Origin of the sequence: Enterococcus sp. DIV0691 (assembly GCF_051711145.1) — a bacterium.
Classification (GTDB): Bacteria; Bacillota; Bacilli; order Lactobacillales; family Enterococcaceae; genus Enterococcus_B; species Enterococcus_B hirae.
Genome location: NZ_JBIOLY010000001.1, coordinates 2151525 through 2167691, shown reverse-complemented (window position 1 = coordinate 2167691; position 16167 = coordinate 2151525). Strand labels below are relative to the sequence as shown.

Here is a 16167-nt window from a genome sequence, read left to right as displayed (position 1 = left end):
ATGACGGTGGATGCGATTGATAAAATCATCACTCAAATAAATGAAACAGCACAACTCGAACGTGCATCATTCGAAGAAATGAAGCGCAAAGAAATCGATCAAAAATTCGAAGTGAAAAAGTGGCAGATCGAAGCAGATTTTCAGAAAGAAAAAGCAAGTAAGCTGGAAGAAATTGAACGAAGTTATCGTCAGTTGAGAAACAAGCAAAAAATGCAAGTGAAACAAGAAATCTTAAATGTGAAACAAGAAGTTTTACAGCGTTTATTCACGGAAGCAACGCTTCAGTTAGAAAATGAACCAAAAGAAGAACAACTTGCGTTGATGAAGCAAATGATCCAAACATTACCGATCAATGGCACAGCTCGCTTGATACCAGGAGAAAAATCAGCGGATATCTTAACACCTGCGGTCATCGCTGAATGGAATGAAGAACTTCCTTTTGAATTAATCCGGGAAGACTTTACTGAAAAAGCACAAGCAGGGTTGATCATTGATGATGCTGGTATCCAATATAACTTTTTATTTAGTCACTTGATCAAGGAAATTCAAGAGACGATGAGTGCCGAAATTGCCAAAGAATTATTTGACTAAGGAGGGATTGTCAAATGGAGTATCATGAATTAAATCCCTTGATACGTGGTAGAGAATTAGAGTTGATTTCAAAAGACACGTTTGAGCAAATGATCCAAACCGATTCGATCGATTCACTCGGAGAAATCTTACAATCCACGATCTATCAGCCGTATATCTATGACGGCTTTGACAAGGATTTTGAAGCCAATCTCTCTCGGGAACGCAGCAAATTATTCCAGTGGTTGAAAGAATCTGCACCAGAACCAGAAATCGTTTGGATCTATACAATGCGTTACACTTTCCATAATTTGAAAGTATTGACAAAGGCTGAGATAACAGGGCAAAACCTTGATCACCTTTACATCCATGATGGATTTTATTCGCTGGAAGTGTTGAAAGATGCGATTCACACGCAAGTGTCGGTGGAATTGCCAGACAGTCTCATGGATTATATTCGAGAAGTTCATGAATACTGCGAAGAATCGACTATTTTACAAGGGATCGATGTGATTTATGACCGTTGTTTTCTAACCGAGCAACGTCGCTTAGGGGAACAGCTTGGTTACCCTGAACTATTAGAAGAGATCATTGCTTTTATCGATTTAACGAATATCACCACGACAGAAAGAGGGATCTTGCAGCATCGTTCTGCAGGTTTTATGACAACAGTTATTTCAAGTTCAGGAAGTATTCCGAAAGACACATTGCTTTCCTTTGTTCGTGGAGAAATGGCATCTTTTACTCAGTTTTTACTGACAACAGATTACAGTGAGCTATTAAAGCAAGTCATCCATGAAGAACAGATTGATCTAGTCAGCTTGGAACAATTGAAAGATGATTATTTAAGTTCTTTTTATCAAGTAGCACAGACACAAGCGTTTGGCCCGTTACCATTACTAGCTTTTTTGAACGCAAAAGAAGTCGAAAGTAAAAATCTGCGCCTTTTGATCATTGGCAAACGAAATCACTTTTCACTGGAACAACTAAAAGAAAGGATGAGACAGGTCTATGACTTATAAAATCGGAGTAGTAGGTGACAAGGATTCTGTCTCGCCTTTTCGATTATTTGGCTTTGATGTACAGCATGGTACGACAAAGACTGAAATAAGAAAAACAATCGATGAGATGGCTAAGAATGAATATGGTGTGATCTATATCACCGAACAATGTGCAAATCTGGTCCCTGAAACGATTGAGCGCTATAAAGGACAATTGACACCTGCGATCATTTTGATTCCTAGTCATCAAGGAACCCTTGGTATCGGTTTAGAAGAGATCCAAAATAGTGTGGAAAAAGCTGTTGGACAAAATATTTTATAATAGGAAAAGGAGATAGTCATTTGCAAATTGGAAAAATCATAAAAGTCTCCGGTCCTCTCGTTATGGCAGAAAATATGTCAGAAGCAAGTATTCAAGACATGTGTTTAGTGGGAGATTTAGGAGTCATCGGCGAAATCATTGAGATGCGTCAAGATGTGGCGTCTATTCAAGTATATGAAGAAACTTCAGGAATTGGTCCCGGAGAACCTGTTCGTTCCACTGGGGAAGCACTATCTGTTGAGCTAGGACCAGGAATCATTTCACAAATGTTTGACGGGATTCAAAGGCCACTGGATACATTTATGGAAGTGACTCAAAGTAACTTCTTAGGACGTGGGGTCCAATTACCAGCTTTAGATCATGAGAAACAATGGTGGTTTGAAGCGACAATCGAAGAAGGAACAGAAGTAAGTGCTGGAGACATCATTGGGTACGTGGATGAAACGAAGATCATTCAGCACAAAATCATGGTCCCTAATGGTATCAAAGGAACTGTACAAAAAATTGAATCTGGATCATTTACGATCGATGATCCGATTTGTGTGATCGAAACGGAACAAGGCTTAAAAGAGCTGACGATGATGCAAAAATGGCCAGTACGTCGTGGTCGACCAATCAAACAAAAATTAAATCCAGATGTACCGATGATCACCGGTCAAAGGGTCATTGACACGTTTTTCCCAGTAACTAAAGGAGGAGCGGCAGCCGTTCCAGGTCCGTTTGGTGCAGGGAAGACAGTTGTGCAACACCAGATTGCTAAGTGGTCGGACGTAGATCTAGTGGTTTACGTTGGTTGTGGGGAACGAGGAAATGAAATGACGGATGTCGTCAATGAATTTCCTGAACTGATCGATCCAAATACGGGCGAGTCTTTGATGGAACGAACTGTGTTGATCGCTAATACATCGAACATGCCAGTAGCTGCTCGAGAAGCTTCTATTTATACGGGAATCACGATTGCCGAGTACTTCCGCGACATGGGGTATGATGTAGCAATCATGGCAGATTCCACTTCTCGTTGGGCAGAAGCACTGCGTGAAATGAGCGGACGTTTAGAAGAAATGCCTGGTGATGAAGGTTATCCCGCTTATCTGGGCTCTCGTCTAGCTGAATACTATGAACGTTCAGGACGTGTCATTGCTCTAGGCTCTGACCAACGTGAGGGCAGTATCACTGCCATCAGTGCGGTTTCTCCTTCTGGTGGAGATATCTCTGAACCAGTGACTCAAAATACCTTACGAGTGGTGAAGGTTTTCTGGGGATTAGATTCTAGTCTTGCTCAAAAAAGACATTTTCCATCGATTAACTGGATCCAAAGTTACTCATTATATTCAACAGAAGTTGGCAGATATATGGATCAAATCTTACAACAGGATTGGTCTGATATGGTAACTGAAGGCATGCGGATCTTGCAAGAAGAAGAACAATTAAATGAAATCGTGCGCTTGGTAGGGATCGATTCGCTTTCTGATAACGATCGCTTGACCCTTGAAGTAGCAAAATCGATTCGAGAAGACTATTTACAACAAAATGCTTTTGATGATGTAGATACGTTTACTTCAAGAGAAAAACAATTCAACATGTTGAAAGTTATTTTGACTTTTGGGAAAGAAGCTCGAAAAGCCTTATCGTTGGGAGCGTACTTCAATGAAATCATGGAAGGTACAGTAGCAGTCAGAGAACGCATTAGTCGGAGCAAGTATATTCCAGAAGAAGAGTTAGCCAAAATTAGTAGTATAAATGAAGAAATCAAAGAAACGATCCAATTGATTGTTTCAGAAGGAGGGATGACCGATGATTAAAGAATATCGTACAATCAAAGAAGTGGTCGGCCCTTTGATGGCAGTCGAAAAAGTTTCGGGAGTCAAATATGAAGAATTGATTGAAGTTCGGATGCAAAACGGCGAGATTCGTCGTGGACAAGTACTAGAAGTCCAAGAAGACAAAGCGATGGTTCAGATCTTTGAAGGAACAAGTGGAATCAATCTAAAAAATTCTTCCGTACGCTTTTTAGGACACCCTTTACAATTAGGAGTATCAGAAGACATGATCGGTCGGGTTTTTGATGGTCTTGGTCGACCAAAAGACAATGGACCTGAAATCTTGCCAGAAAAATATTTAGATATCAATGGCGAAGTAATCAATCCAATTGCCAGAGATTATCCCGATGAATTTATCCAAACAGGGATTTCAGCAATCGATCATTTGAATACATTAGTCCGTGGGCAAAAATTGCCGGTTTTTTCTGGCTCAGGTTTACCACACAAAGAGTTGGCTGCCCAAATTGCTCGCCAAGCAACTGTTTTGGATTCTTCCGATGATTTTGCTGTGGTTTTTGCTGCTATCGGTATTACTTTTGAAGAAGCCGAATTTTTTATGGAAGACTTTAGACAAACAGGTGCGATTGACCGCTCCGTTATGTTTATGAATTTAGCTAATGATCCAGCAATCGAACGAATCGCCACACCAAGAATGGCATTGACGGCCGCTGAATATTTAGCTTATGAAAAAGGCATGCACGTCTTAGTCATCATGACCGATATGACCAACTATGCAGAAGCGCTCAGAGAAATTTCGGCCGCACGTCGAGAAGTTCCTGGCCGTCGTGGTTATCCAGGCTATCTTTACACAAACTTAGCCACCTTATTTGAACGGGCTGGACGGATTAGAGGATTGAAAGGTTCTGTAACTCAAATTCCGATTTTGACGATGCCAGAAGATGATAAGACTCATCCGATTCCCGATTTGACGGGCTATATCACAGAAGGTCAGATCATTTTAACGAGAGAGCTTTATAAGAGTGGGATTCAACCACCAATCGATGTCTTGCCTTCTCTTTCACGGTTGAAGGACAAAGGAACAGGTGCCGGTAAAACGAGAGAAGACCACGCAGCAACGATGAACCAATTGTTTGCCGCCTATGCGCAAGGAAAACAAGCGAAGGAATTGGCTGTCGTTTTAGGTGAATCTGCCTTGTCAGATATTGATAAAATCTATGCAAAATTTGCGGAACGATTTGAAAACGAATATGTAAACCAAGGATTTTACACCAATCGGACGATCACAGAAACGCTTGACTTAGGTTGGGAACTGTTGGCGATGCTTCCAAGAACCGAGTTAAAACGAATCAAGGATGATTTACTGGATAAGTATTTGCCAGAAGGGAAGTGAGTTCCTTATGCGATTAAACGTCAATCCTACGAGAATGGAGCTAACTCGTTTAAAGAAACAATTAACGACAGCGACAAGGGGACACAAACTTTTAAAGGATAAACAAGATGAATTGATGCGTCAATTTATTTTACTGATCCGTAAAAATAATGAGTTACGCCAAGCAATAGAAAAAGAAACCCAAACAGCAATGAAAGATTTTGTCTTAGCAAAGTCAACAGTCGAAGAAGCTTTTATTGACGAACTTTTAGCATTACCAGCGGAAAACGTCTCACTTTCTGTAGTTGAGAAAAATATTATGAGTGTCAAAGTTCCTCTCATGAATTTTCAATACGATGAAACATTGAATGAGACACCATTAGAGTATGGCTATCTTCATTCTAATGCAGAGTTGGATCGTTCGATCGATGGTTTTACGCAGCTTTTACCAAAGCTTTTGAAGCTGGCAGAAGTTGAAAAAACATGTCAACTCATGGCTGAAGAGATCGAGAAAACCAGAAGAAGGGTCAATGCGTTGGAATATATGACGATTCCTCAATTGGAAGAAACGATTTATTATATTAAAATGAAGCTGGAAGAAAACGAACGAGCAGAAGTAACTCGCCTGATCAAAGTGAAAAATATGGGAACAGAAGAGTAAGGCTGATCCAATTCAGCATTCTAATGGCTTTTTTCAGGATCGAAACAAATCGAATTTAGCGTAAGAAGAAAAAGTAGTCATTTATTTTTCTTCTTGCGCTCGTTTGCTTATAATGGAAAGAGGTCGTGAAAGAAGCGGTCAGCTCCGAGCGAATAAGAGAGGATTTTTTTAAATAGCTTCTCCTATTTTAGAAAATCATCGCTTATTGTTGAGGAGTTGCTTCACGCCAATGATTCATTTTGTACCTATTTATGATCGCAGAACAAAATGTCGTTCTGAGATCTTAGATAAAAATTAAGCATAAGGAATGACTATCATGAAAAAAAGAGTAAGAAAACGATTATCACCTGTCCAGCTGATTGCTGCTGGTTTTTTTATCTTGATCCTGTTTGGAGGTAGCTTACTGACGTTACCATTTTTTAGCCGCAGCGGAGAAAGCACCCATTTTATTGATGCCTTATTCACTGCAACCTCAGCTATTTGTGTGACTGGTTTGACAACACTGAATACTGCGGAGCATTGGAATAGTGCAGGACAGTTTTTGATCATGACCTTGATTGAAATCGGTGGGTTAGGCTTTATGATGATCCCGATCCTCTTTTTTGCTATTGCGAAGAAAAAAATCAGTTTTAGTATGCGGATTGTGCTAAAGGAAGCCTTAAACCTTGAAGAGATGTCGGGTGTAATTAAGTTAATGATCTATATCTTAAAATTTGCGGTGGTGATCCAAGTAATCGGGGCCATTGCTTTGAGTGTAGTTTTTATTCCTGAATTTGGTTGGGCTAAAGGTATCTGGTTTAGTATCTTTCATGCCGTTTCTAGTTTTTGTAATGCAGGATTTGATTTATTAGGAGACAGTTTACTCGCGGATCAAACAAATGTTTACCTGATCATGGTCGTTTCAGCGTTAATCATTGCAGGTGGATTAGGTTTTATTGTCTGGCGTGATATTCTAAGTTATCATCGGGTCAAAAAAATCACACTACATTCAAAAGTCGCCTTATCTGTAACTGCACTCTTATTAATTGGTGGATTTATTTTATTTTTCATCACTGAAAGAAATGGACTGACTTTAGTTAAAGGTACGTTTACAGAAAGATTAGCGAATACATTTTTTATGAGTGTGACACCAAGAACAGCAGGCTATTACTCTATTGACTATTTACAGATGAGTCATGCAGGATTGATTTTAACGATGTTTTTGATGTACATCGGAGGAACTTCTGGTTCGACAGCTGGAGGACTGAAAACTACGACATTAGGAATTTTATTGATCCAAATGCATGCCATGTTTAAAGGAAAGACACGAGCAGAAGCCTTCGGTCGAACCATTCGCCAAGCAGCCGTGCTACGTGCATTGACTCTTTTCTTTGTAACTCTCTCTTTATGTGTTGTTGCGATCATGGTCCTATCTGTGACGGAGACGATTCCTAAAACGTCAGGAATCGAATACATTGCGTTTGAAGTCTTTTCCGCTTTTGGGACAGTTGGGTTGACGATGGGGTTGACCCCAGATTTGACATTGATCGGAAAACTAGTCATTATTTCTTTGATGTATATCGGTCGAGTAGGAATCATGACAGTCGTTTTTTCACTACTAGTAAAAGCGAACAGGGCAGAAGCCAATTACAAATACCCAGAAGAAAGCATCATGCTTGGGTAGTTGTGAAGGTATCGGGGAGTTCTGATAATAATAAAAAAGGAGAGGTTGGGACAATAGTCAGAAAAACTGATTATTGTCCCAACCTCTTATGATAGGATAAGAAATTGGGAAATATTTAATATGTACTAAGTTAGGATGAATGATTTAAAATTTGCGGTAGCCATCCAGAATAAAGTTAAAAAATTCTGGGAATAGATATAAATAGTTTTTCTTTTTGACTAAGTAAAGTATTTGTTCTATTATTTATCATATTTTTGAGCTTGATAAAACGAACCACTTATCTCATATCCTAATTTTGCATACATTTCTTTAGGTGTATCTGCATAGTCAGCGATAACAACTATAGTGGTATCATTATAAAATTTTCCTACGTATTGTTGTAACGCGGTTGCAACATATCTATTCCTAAATTTTGGAAGTGTGTAAATATCATAAATTTCAATGTTAGAATTATGCTTAATGACATTAACAAAACCAATTACTTTTTGATTTAAAGTAGCGATAAAAATATCTAGTATTCCTTCTTTAAATAAAGAAAGAAGAAAATTTTTATTTATGTTTGCAAATTCTTCTCCGTATATGATATCTTGATTAAATTTTACTTCTAAAAATTTATCCAGTGTGTTTGTAGTTACTTTTGAGATTTCAAAATTCTGAGATTCTTGAAATACTAGTTTGCTACTTGGAATAGTAAAAAATAACATTTGTTCTGTAAAAAATCCTTTGCTTTCTAGCGTAGCTATGAATTTAGCAGAAGGCTTAAAGTCAAATTTAAAGAGTGGGGAATCATTTAACCATTTTGACATAAATTTAGTATTTATATCATCTAATTCAAGTGTCGAAGGTTCTTTTTTTAACCAAATAAAGTTTTGATCATATAGATAATTAGAATAATTACTGACATGATTTTGAAATAAAGCATTTTCGCTAGAAACTTTTGATCCAGTAAAAAATTTTTTATTCATAGTGATTTTCTCCTTAATAAAGAGAGTAGGACAATAGTCAGAAAAAACTGATTATTGTCCCAACCTTTTCTTTTTTGCATTTTCTGCGGTTACTCGCTTCGTAAGTTCTTCTGTGGAATGAAGAAGACCATGTTTTCACGACCTTATCTACGGCGTTCAAACATCAGCTCCTTGAAATAAGCCTGAATTTTTCAAAACATGAGAAGCTGTTTCAAAAAATTCTTTCTTATTATCCTCGGAGCTACCCAATGTCTTCACAACCTTATCCCCGAATAACTTCGATTTTATATCCGTCAGGGTCAACAACGAAATAATAAGAAGGAGCTGTTCCTGGAAGTCCTTTTAGGTCTGTCACATTGAATCCTTCTGCTTGGTGTTTTTCGTGAAGTGCTTCTAAATCATCCGCAGCAATAGCAATGTGTCCATAGCCATTCCCTAGATCATAGCCTTCATGATCATAGTTATAAGTTAATTCTAGTTCGTAGTCATCTCCTGGTAAAGTTAAATAAACAAGGGTGAATTTGTTTTCTGGAAAATCACGGCGACGACTTTCTTCAAAGCCAAACGCTTTTTGGTAAAATTCTAATGAAGCGTCAAGATCTTTCACTCGAACGCAAGTATGAGCCATTTTCATAAATAACTACTTCCTTTCCTTTTTTTTCATCATAACAAAAAAAGAAAGAGCAATAGAAGATTTGCGCTTGTTTATGAGAAAACTCTCATGTAAAATAAAAAGTAAATAAGCTTAAGGTGGACAAAATGATGGATAAACCAGTATTTGGTGAAAAAGAAGCAGGGGTCCAGTATTCCCCACGATATGCTGCCTATATCATCGTGGAAGAAAAGAACAAACTAGCTTTGATTGAAGCTCCAAATGGTGCTTATTTTTTACCTGGTGGAGAGATTGAAGCGATGGAAACAAAAGAAGCAGCTCTTAAGAGAGAACTCCTTGAGGAAATGGGGATCGTCGCAGAAATTGCGACTTATCTAGGGGAAGCGGATGAGTATTTTTATTCCAATTACCGTCAGACCTATTACTATAACCCAGGCTACTTTTACGTGGCAAACGGCTGGCAACAAGTGGCAGAACCAACTGAAAAGACGAATACCGTTTGGTGGGTCACACCACAAGAAGCCATTGAAAAATTAAAACGAGGTAGCCACAAGTGGGCGGTTGAAAAATGGTTATTGAACAATTAAAACAATTAAATCAAGAAAAAATCCAAAACCAGCGTACAGTCAGTGACGAACTGGTTTTGGATTTTTATTTAGTAGCAAGTGTTATTTTTATTATGATAAAACATACGTTTTGATCGCTTCTGCCACGCCATGTTCTTCATTTGTTTTAGTGACCACGTTGGCAGCTTCTTTAACTAGCGGAACAGCATTACCCATCGCAACGCCTAAGCCAGCATATTCAATCATCGATAAGTCATTTTCGTTGTCACCAATCGCCATGATCTCATCCTGATCGATTCCAAGATGTTGCGCTAAGTTCGCAACGGCTGCGCCTTTACTTGCTTCTTTGTTTAATACTTCAAAGTAATAAGGCGCACTTTTCACTGTCGTGTATTTTTCACGGAATGTTTGTGGTAAACGGGCAATCGCAGCATCTAAGATATCAGGTTCGTCGATCATCATCATTTTAACCAAATTGATATCTGGTGTCATTTCTTCAGGTGTGCGATATTTCAACGGCATATGAACTAAGCTGGCTTCATGGATCGTATACGCACTGATATCACGATTAGAGGTGTAAATCGCCTGATCATCAATGGAATGTAGATGACTGCCAACTCGACGAGCCATCACTTCGATTTCTAAATAATCTTCATGTGTCAAACCATGACGTGCGATGATTTTTCCTGATTTTGTTTGTTGGACAAGTGCGCCATTGTAGGTGATCACGTAGTCATTTTCTTGGAATAAATCGAGTTCATTCAACTGTTCCTGGACACCAGGCAACGGTCTGCCGGTACACAAGACGATGGCTACTCCTTTAGCGACAGCTTGAGCAATCGCTTCTTTGACGTCTGCTGTAATTTCTCTTTTCTCATTTAATAAGGTTCCATCGATGTCGATGGCGACTAACTTGATAGACATAATTTCCTCCAGTGATCGTGTGTTTTAGTTTGTTTGGGTAATCAGTGAACCATTACGGATATGGCTTGCAAATTCTTGATAGGTTTCGTCAAATAGATCGTAGTGATTTCTTAAAGACGGATCAACCATTTCTTTTGGAAAGAAAAATCGTTCATCTCCTTGTTCTTGTCCAGCAAGAGCAGCCACAAGTTGGCTCACCTCTGATAATTCTACCAAAGTTCCATCATTTCGCAAGATTTCGATTTGTGTTCGATGGCGTCCTTCTTCGGGGCGATAAAAATCATAAGGCAAATCATAACTGGAATTGATGGCAGTATAGTAGACAGGATTGTAGCCAACTTTTTCCACAAGAGCAGTCATTTCCTTGATCAAGGAAGAAGAGCGATCCCCAGAAAAAGTCGCCGATTTTAACGGTTTACGGTATAAGAAACGTTTAGCTAAATCACTTAAGATTGGATCAGAAAATTCCGTCCATTGGGTAAAATAAGTTCCTAAAACGCCATCGTCTAATTTTAAATACTCATCCAGTGTAAAGTTTTCGTCAAGAAACGGTAAGAGTAGTTGAGAATGGGATTCAAACACATTGGGATCTTCTCGATACAACTCATGCGCCCGATGTAACAAGTGTTCTAAAATTACTTCCATGCCACGAGACACAGGGTGGAAATAAACTTGAACGTACATTTGATAGCGACTCACAATATAATCTTCGACTGCGTGCATCCCATTCATCGAAAAGGCGATCCCGCCTTTATAGGGACGAATGACACGTAAAATTCGGGTTAAATCAAATGTACCGTATTCTGTCCCAGTGTAATAGGCATCTCGCAACAAGTAATCCATTCGATCAGCATCGATCTGACTCGAAATCATTTGGACGACTTGGGGATTAGGATATGTTTTTTGAATCACACTGGCGACTTTTTCTGGAAATCCTTCTTCCACACGATTCAAAATTTGATAAACTTCCGTTTCAGGAGAAGTAATGATCTCTACAGTGATCGCTTCATGATTCGTATGGAAAATATGCTCAAATGTATGAGAATAAGGACCGTGACCAACATCGTGAAGCAATGCTGCGCACAATGTAACCAAACGTTCTCGATCATCCCAACCGTCAGCGCCAATTTTTTCTTGAGGGAAATTGCGGGAAAAGATATCACAGATCCGTCTTGAAATTTCATAGACCCCTAATGAATGAGTGAACCGACTATGTTCAGCGCCGTGAAAAGTAAAGGAAGAAGTGCCTAACTGTTTGATACGGCGCAATCGTTGGACTTCTTTTGAATTGATCAAGTCTAAAATGACTTGGTGTTGGACATGGATATAGTTATGGACCGGGTCACGAAAGACCTTTTCGATCGGTAATAATTGATATTTATAAGGAATAGTCATCAGCAAGCTCCTTTAATTTATTTCGTTCTTCCATTCGATTGATTTGATTCGTCCACTGTTCAGAAGTGACATGTGCCTCTTTCCAACATAGCGCATCAACTGAACGACTCTCTCCATAGAGTTGTGTGAGTGCCAATTGGAATTGTTGTTTTACATCCTCAATGGTTAAAGGAATTTCAAGTAAATCAGCTAAGGTTGCCATACTTTCAGGAACGACCGCCGGGTAACCATCCGTGCCGAAATCCTCTTTCAACGCTTCTTGATAGAATCGTTTCATCGCTTGACCTCTGGTTTGTTGTGCGCCATTGACACTAACATACATCATCACAGAAATCCCATTTTTTATGCGACGTTGGGCGATCCCCGCAAACTTTTTACCGTTGATACTCAGGTCATACGTACCAGGACAATAAGAATGAGTCACTTCAAAAGCTTCGATTGATACGGTTGGAAAAGCCAGACGAGTCAATGTGAGCATTTTTTCATAGGCAGCATCAATCGATATCTTCTCCTGTTCGTTTTGAGGGAAAATCAATGAGAGATTTAAAACCCCTTGATCAGAAATGATCCCTAATCCACCAGCGTTACGAACGATTGGCTGATAGCCTGCTTTTCTTAGCTCCTGAATGCCTTCATGGAAGTAGGGCGTTCGAGTATCTTTCATTCCTAAGATCACCGTTTGTTCATATTGCCAAAAATGGAGAAAGTTTTGGTTGTTTTTTTTTGAATACTCGGTTAAGATATCCGTCAGAGCAAAAGGGGTAAAATCATTTTTTTGATAAATTTTTTGATCCAAAATAATTGTTGGATTCATTACATTCGCTCCTTTATATAATTAATCATCGATTGACATTCCAATGATTCACGTTTGTCATCGTTTCATGGGAGTTTCTCTCATTATTATACTATACTCGAACATACTCTAAAAAAAGAATTTATTGAGTCTGGGACAAAACTTGGCTCAGTCTCTTCTGGTAGCTCTAAAAACGAATAAACGGTGTTCAAGCATCAGCTCCTTGAAATAAGCCTGAATTTTTCAAAATATGAGAAGCTATTTTAAAAAATTCTTTCTTATTGTCATCGGAGCTCCCCGATGCTTTCACAACCTCTTCGATGACGAGTTGTTTGACAAATAGACGAAAACTAGGAACAATGTACCTATATGAAGTAAAGGAGAAGGTAAAATGGCACAATCGCAAGGAACACCCATTTCAATCAAATTACGGACGAAAGTCATGCAAAACGGGGAGCATCAAGACTTTTTCTTTGATCTGAAAGGTCAAATGGTCAAAATTGGGGATACGTTATACATACGATACCAGGAAATTCAGGAAAATACAGCAGAAGAAATCCCTGTAACGATCAAATTGATGCCCGATGGACAGGTTCAATTGATTCGTGCGGGAGAAACACGGATGCGACTAAAATTCGGGTATCGTGAACGTTTGGAAACAACGTATCGGACACCTTATGGCATGCTTCAAATTGAAACGTATACCAAAGAATTACATGTTAGTCTGAAAGACCGACCAACCGCTGGGAAAGTAATGATTGAATACGACTTGCTAATGGGACCAGAAAAATTAGGGGAATATTATTTAACTTTAGATTTTACTGCTTAAATCGCAAAGAAACGTTTGATTTTTTACGTATGATTTTGTATGATAAGGAGTAGACTGTGAAAGGACGTGTCCTGATTGGAAATTAGTGTATTTGAAGGTGCAAACAAAAACGAATTATCAATGATCGAAGTAGCACATGCGATCTTAGAACAACGTGGCGATGTGATGGATTTTTCTGATTTAGCCAACCAAATCCAAACCTATCTTGGAAAATCAGACAGTGAGATTCGTGATTCACTGGCACAATTTTATACTGACTTAAATATTGATGGTAGCTTTATTTCATTAGGTGACAATCGTTGGGGCTTGCGTTCATGGTATGCGATCGATTCGATCGATGAAGAAGTAAACCATGGAATTGACGAAGAAGATGAAGATACACCTCGTCGACGCAAACGTAAAAAAGTCAATGCCTTTATCAACGATGATGAAGATGCGATCGATTATAATGATGATGACCCAGAAGATACTGACTTGTCTGACGAAGATGACGATGATCTTTTTGAAGATGATGATGACGATGATGAAGAAATCGCTGCTTATAACTCTGACTTGCAAGAAATCGGTGCAGACGACACAAGTGACGATGAAGAAGAATTACCAGGCAACATCGAAGAAGATCTAAGCATCATTGAAGATGACGATGAAGACGAAGACTACGAGGACGAAGAGTTCACCGAAGAATAGACTTTCGGCTTCATAGCTGCAGATCCCCCAATAAGGGATCTGCAGTTTTTTTGTATTGATTTTTTACATAAATTAAAAAAAATTGAAACTTTTTGGTTTGTTTGATCGTCATAGTAAGTGAGAGGGAAAGGAGATGGGTCCGATTTTTAATCGTTACAAGAAAAAGAAGCAAATCGAAAAATCCAAGAATTTATTAAGTGAATTGATCCAAGAGGAATATGAGAAAATGTTTCGGATCACAATGAATTATGTTCATAACAAAGAAGAAGCATTGGACGTAATGCAAGACAGTTTTCATAAAGCGTTAGCTGCTATTGAACAAGGGAAAGAGATTGAACGATTTTCAGCTTGGTTTTATCGTATTTTGATACGAACAGCGATCGATGCTTGGCGTAAGCAAAAACGAAATCAATCGGAAACATTGGAAGAAGAAACGATTCAACTCGCTCATACAATGGACGATTCATTGACTGATTTACATGGAATCATTGAAGGAATTGATAGCCCCGAAAAGGAAATTTTGATTTTACATTTTTTTGAAGGCTTTCGTTTAAAAGAAATTGCAGAGATTCTTGATTTGAATGAAAACACCGTCAAAACCAAAATGTATCGTACGTTAAATCAGCTAAGAAAAATCTTACAGTAAAAATCACAATAAAGGAGAGAAAGACGGATGTACTCAGCTCAGAAAGAATTAGAACAACTGAAACAAGTCTATCAACAACAAGAAATCCCTCATGGTATCAAAAATGAGATGATCAAGCGCTACTCACTGGAAGAACAAAGGTTTAACCAGCGAGTGAAACGAAAAAAACAAGTGAAAGGACTTATTCTATCTTTTGCTATTATTGCGATGATGTTCAGCAGTGTTTTTTTTAACAACCAAATTCGTAGTTTTGCTGAAGATTTACCCTTGATTGGCCCAGTCGTGAAATTAATTTTAGGGAAAACACTGTCTGATGAAGCAATCGAGATCCGAGTGCCGCAAATCAGTACAAAAGATAAAGAAAATAGTCAGACGATTGCTGGGCTGAACAAAAAGTACTTTCGTGAAGGACAAGAAAACTTTGAAAAAGCAAAAGTACAGTACCAAGACTTTAAAACAAATCATTTTCAAGTTACGGGAGATTATCAGAAACTGTTGGATGATCCGCGTTTTTTAGTGATTGAACAAAAGATGACACAAACTGCCGCAGACAGCTATACGGAAAAGCGTTATGATACGATTGATAAAAAAAGCGGAGTAGTCCTATCTTTACCACTTTTATTCAAAGATGATCAGTATCTTTCCGTTTTGACAAATGAAGTCAAAGAGCAAATGCAAAAAAATAGCAAAGAAAACCCTGATCAGTATTATTGGACAGATCATGATTTTAAAGATGGACTAATCAAAAAAACGCCATTAGTTACTAAAGATACCAAGTTTTATATTAATAGGAACCACGAATTAGTCTTAGTCTACGATCAATTTTCGATCGCACCTGGCTATATGGGCACACCAACCTTTGTGATACCTAAAGAAGTGACACGTTCACTTTTAGCTTCTCCAGATTACTTAAATGATTAATTCAACTGAAATAGAGCATAGAGGATAGGAAAACTAAGGTTTGCTATACCATCATTATTATAAACAAGCCTGTAGTTTTCCAAAAAAGACTGACAAATGAACGGATCGAAACAGATTAAGCATAGTGTATAACATCATCCATTGATGTGTTTAACTGCTATGCTTAGTCTGTTTTTTTAGTGAATATACTGAAAGTATAGATGAATAGCCAAGGGAAAACCTTTGAGAAAACGAGTGTCTATCGCTAAATTGGTCAATAAGGATCTGTTGTCCAGGGACAACAATGCTTAATTATATTCACTGAAAAATCACTCTAATTTAGAAGAATTAAAAAAAAACGATCAAAATTTTAAAATAATAAGTGGTTAAATTGAGCGTTTATTAGGGGTTAAAACGAGTAAAATAGCGATACAAGTAAATCAAGTGGATTTGCTTGAATATAGAATTAGTTAGCGACTAGG

The 16167-nt window shown here is 38.3% G+C and carries 17 protein-coding genes; 12 read left to right on the top strand and 5 right to left on the bottom strand.

The window, feature by feature from the left end; all coding sequences use genetic code 11:
• Positions 1–6: 6 nt before the first annotated feature.
• From ntpE to IGJ11_RS09955, 7 genes are all read left to right on the top strand, one after another.
• Positions 7–591 carry a V-type sodium ATPase subunit E gene (gene ntpE / locus IGJ11_RS09985; RefSeq protein WP_063627423.1) on the top strand — a complete coding sequence of 195 codons (585 nt, stop codon included), beginning with the start codon at positions 7–9 and terminating at the stop codon, positions 589–591.
• Positions 592–605: 14 nt separating this feature from the next.
• Positions 606–1592 carry a V-type ATPase subunit gene (locus IGJ11_RS09980; protein ID WP_207431702.1) on the top strand — a complete coding sequence of 329 codons (987 nt, stop codon included), beginning with the start codon at positions 606–608 and terminating at the stop codon, positions 1590–1592.
• Positions 1582–1893: a V-type ATP synthase subunit F gene (locus IGJ11_RS09975; RefSeq protein WP_010718638.1), complete on the top strand. Its 312-nt coding sequence runs from the start codon at positions 1582–1584 to the stop codon at positions 1891–1893. The genes IGJ11_RS09980 and IGJ11_RS09975 overlap by 11 nt, the downstream gene beginning before the upstream one ends.
• Positions 1894–1913: 20 nt before the next feature.
• Complete coding sequence (locus IGJ11_RS09970; protein ID WP_010718637.1) at positions 1914–3695, top strand: V-type ATP synthase subunit A; 1782 nt, start codon at positions 1914–1916, stop codon at positions 3693–3695.
• Positions 3688–5064, top strand: a complete 1377-nt coding sequence (locus tag IGJ11_RS09965; RefSeq protein ID WP_010718636.1) for a V-type ATP synthase subunit B — start codon at positions 3688–3690, stop codon at positions 5062–5064. Before IGJ11_RS09970 ends, IGJ11_RS09965 begins: the two co-directional genes overlap by 8 nt.
• 7 nt (positions 5065–5071) lie before the next feature.
• On the top strand, positions 5072–5704 hold the full coding sequence (locus IGJ11_RS09960; protein WP_080292479.1) for a V-type ATP synthase subunit D: 633 nt from the start codon (positions 5072–5074) through the stop codon (positions 5702–5704).
• Between the two features lie 316 nt (positions 5705–6020).
• Positions 6021–7367, top strand: a complete 1347-nt coding sequence (locus IGJ11_RS09955; RefSeq protein WP_207431701.1) for a TrkH family potassium uptake protein — start codon at positions 6021–6023, stop codon at positions 7365–7367.
• 239 nt (positions 7368–7606) lie between these two features.
• Here IGJ11_RS09955 and IGJ11_RS09950 read toward each other — a convergent pair whose 3' ends face one another.
• Together IGJ11_RS09950 and gloA are read right to left on the bottom strand one after the other, a co-directional pair.
• Positions 7607–8332, bottom strand: coding sequence for a GNAT family N-acetyltransferase (locus tag IGJ11_RS09950; RefSeq protein ID WP_207431699.1), 726 nt, complete (start codon positions 8330–8332; stop codon positions 7607–7609).
• A gap of 262 nt (positions 8333–8594) precedes the next feature.
• Entirely contained in the window at positions 8595–8966 is a 372-nt protein-coding gene (gloA, locus tag IGJ11_RS09945; protein WP_010718633.1) for a lactoylglutathione lyase, read from the bottom strand.
• Between the two features lie 128 nt (positions 8967–9094).
• Between gloA and IGJ11_RS09940 the strand changes: the two genes are divergently transcribed.
• On the top strand, positions 9095–9532 hold the full coding sequence (locus IGJ11_RS09940; RefSeq protein WP_081128104.1) for an NUDIX hydrolase: 438 nt from the start codon (positions 9095–9097) through the stop codon (positions 9530–9532).
• Positions 9533–9622: 90 nt separating this feature from the next.
• On the opposite strand, the gene yidA is transcribed toward IGJ11_RS09940, so the two are convergent.
• The 3 genes from yidA to IGJ11_RS09925 are packed head-to-tail and all read right to left on the bottom strand — an operon-like array spanning position 9623 to position 12644.
• A complete protein-coding gene (yidA, locus tag IGJ11_RS09935; protein ID WP_010718630.1) occupies positions 9623–10435 on the bottom strand; it encodes a sugar-phosphatase in 813 nt (270 codons plus the stop codon).
• A gap of 24 nt (positions 10436–10459) precedes the next feature.
• Positions 10460–11830 carry an HD domain-containing protein gene (locus IGJ11_RS09930; protein ID WP_053765708.1) on the bottom strand — a complete coding sequence of 457 codons (1371 nt, stop codon included), beginning with the start codon at positions 11828–11830 and terminating at the stop codon, positions 10460–10462.
• Positions 11814–12644, bottom strand: coding sequence for a lipoate--protein ligase family protein (locus tag IGJ11_RS09925; RefSeq protein WP_081128102.1), 831 nt, complete (start codon positions 12642–12644; stop codon positions 11814–11816). Before IGJ11_RS09925 ends, IGJ11_RS09930 begins: the two co-directional genes overlap by 17 nt.
• Before the next feature lie 370 nt (positions 12645–13014).
• Here IGJ11_RS09925 and IGJ11_RS09920 point away from each other — a divergent pair, with 370 nt between their 5' ends.
• From IGJ11_RS09920 to IGJ11_RS09905, 4 genes are all read left to right on the top strand, one after another.
• Positions 13015–13452: a DUF1934 domain-containing protein gene (locus IGJ11_RS09920; protein WP_010718627.1), complete on the top strand. Its 438-nt coding sequence runs from the start codon at positions 13015–13017 to the stop codon at positions 13450–13452.
• Positions 13453–13527: 75 nt separating this feature from the next.
• Positions 13528–14139 (top strand): DNA-directed RNA polymerase subunit delta, encoded by a 612-nt coding sequence (gene rpoE, locus IGJ11_RS09915; RefSeq protein ID WP_010718626.1) that lies wholly within the window; start codon positions 13528–13530, stop codon positions 14137–14139.
• A gap of 133 nt (positions 14140–14272) precedes the next feature.
• A complete protein-coding gene (locus IGJ11_RS09910) occupies positions 14273–14785 on the top strand; it encodes an RNA polymerase sigma factor (protein WP_034699109.1) in 513 nt (170 codons plus the stop codon).
• Positions 14786–14812: 27 nt separating this feature from the next.
• Positions 14813–15706: an RsiV family protein gene (locus IGJ11_RS09905; protein WP_207431697.1), complete on the top strand. Its 894-nt coding sequence runs from the start codon at positions 14813–14815 to the stop codon at positions 15704–15706.
• The last annotated feature ends 461 nt before the right edge of the window (positions 15707–16167 follow it).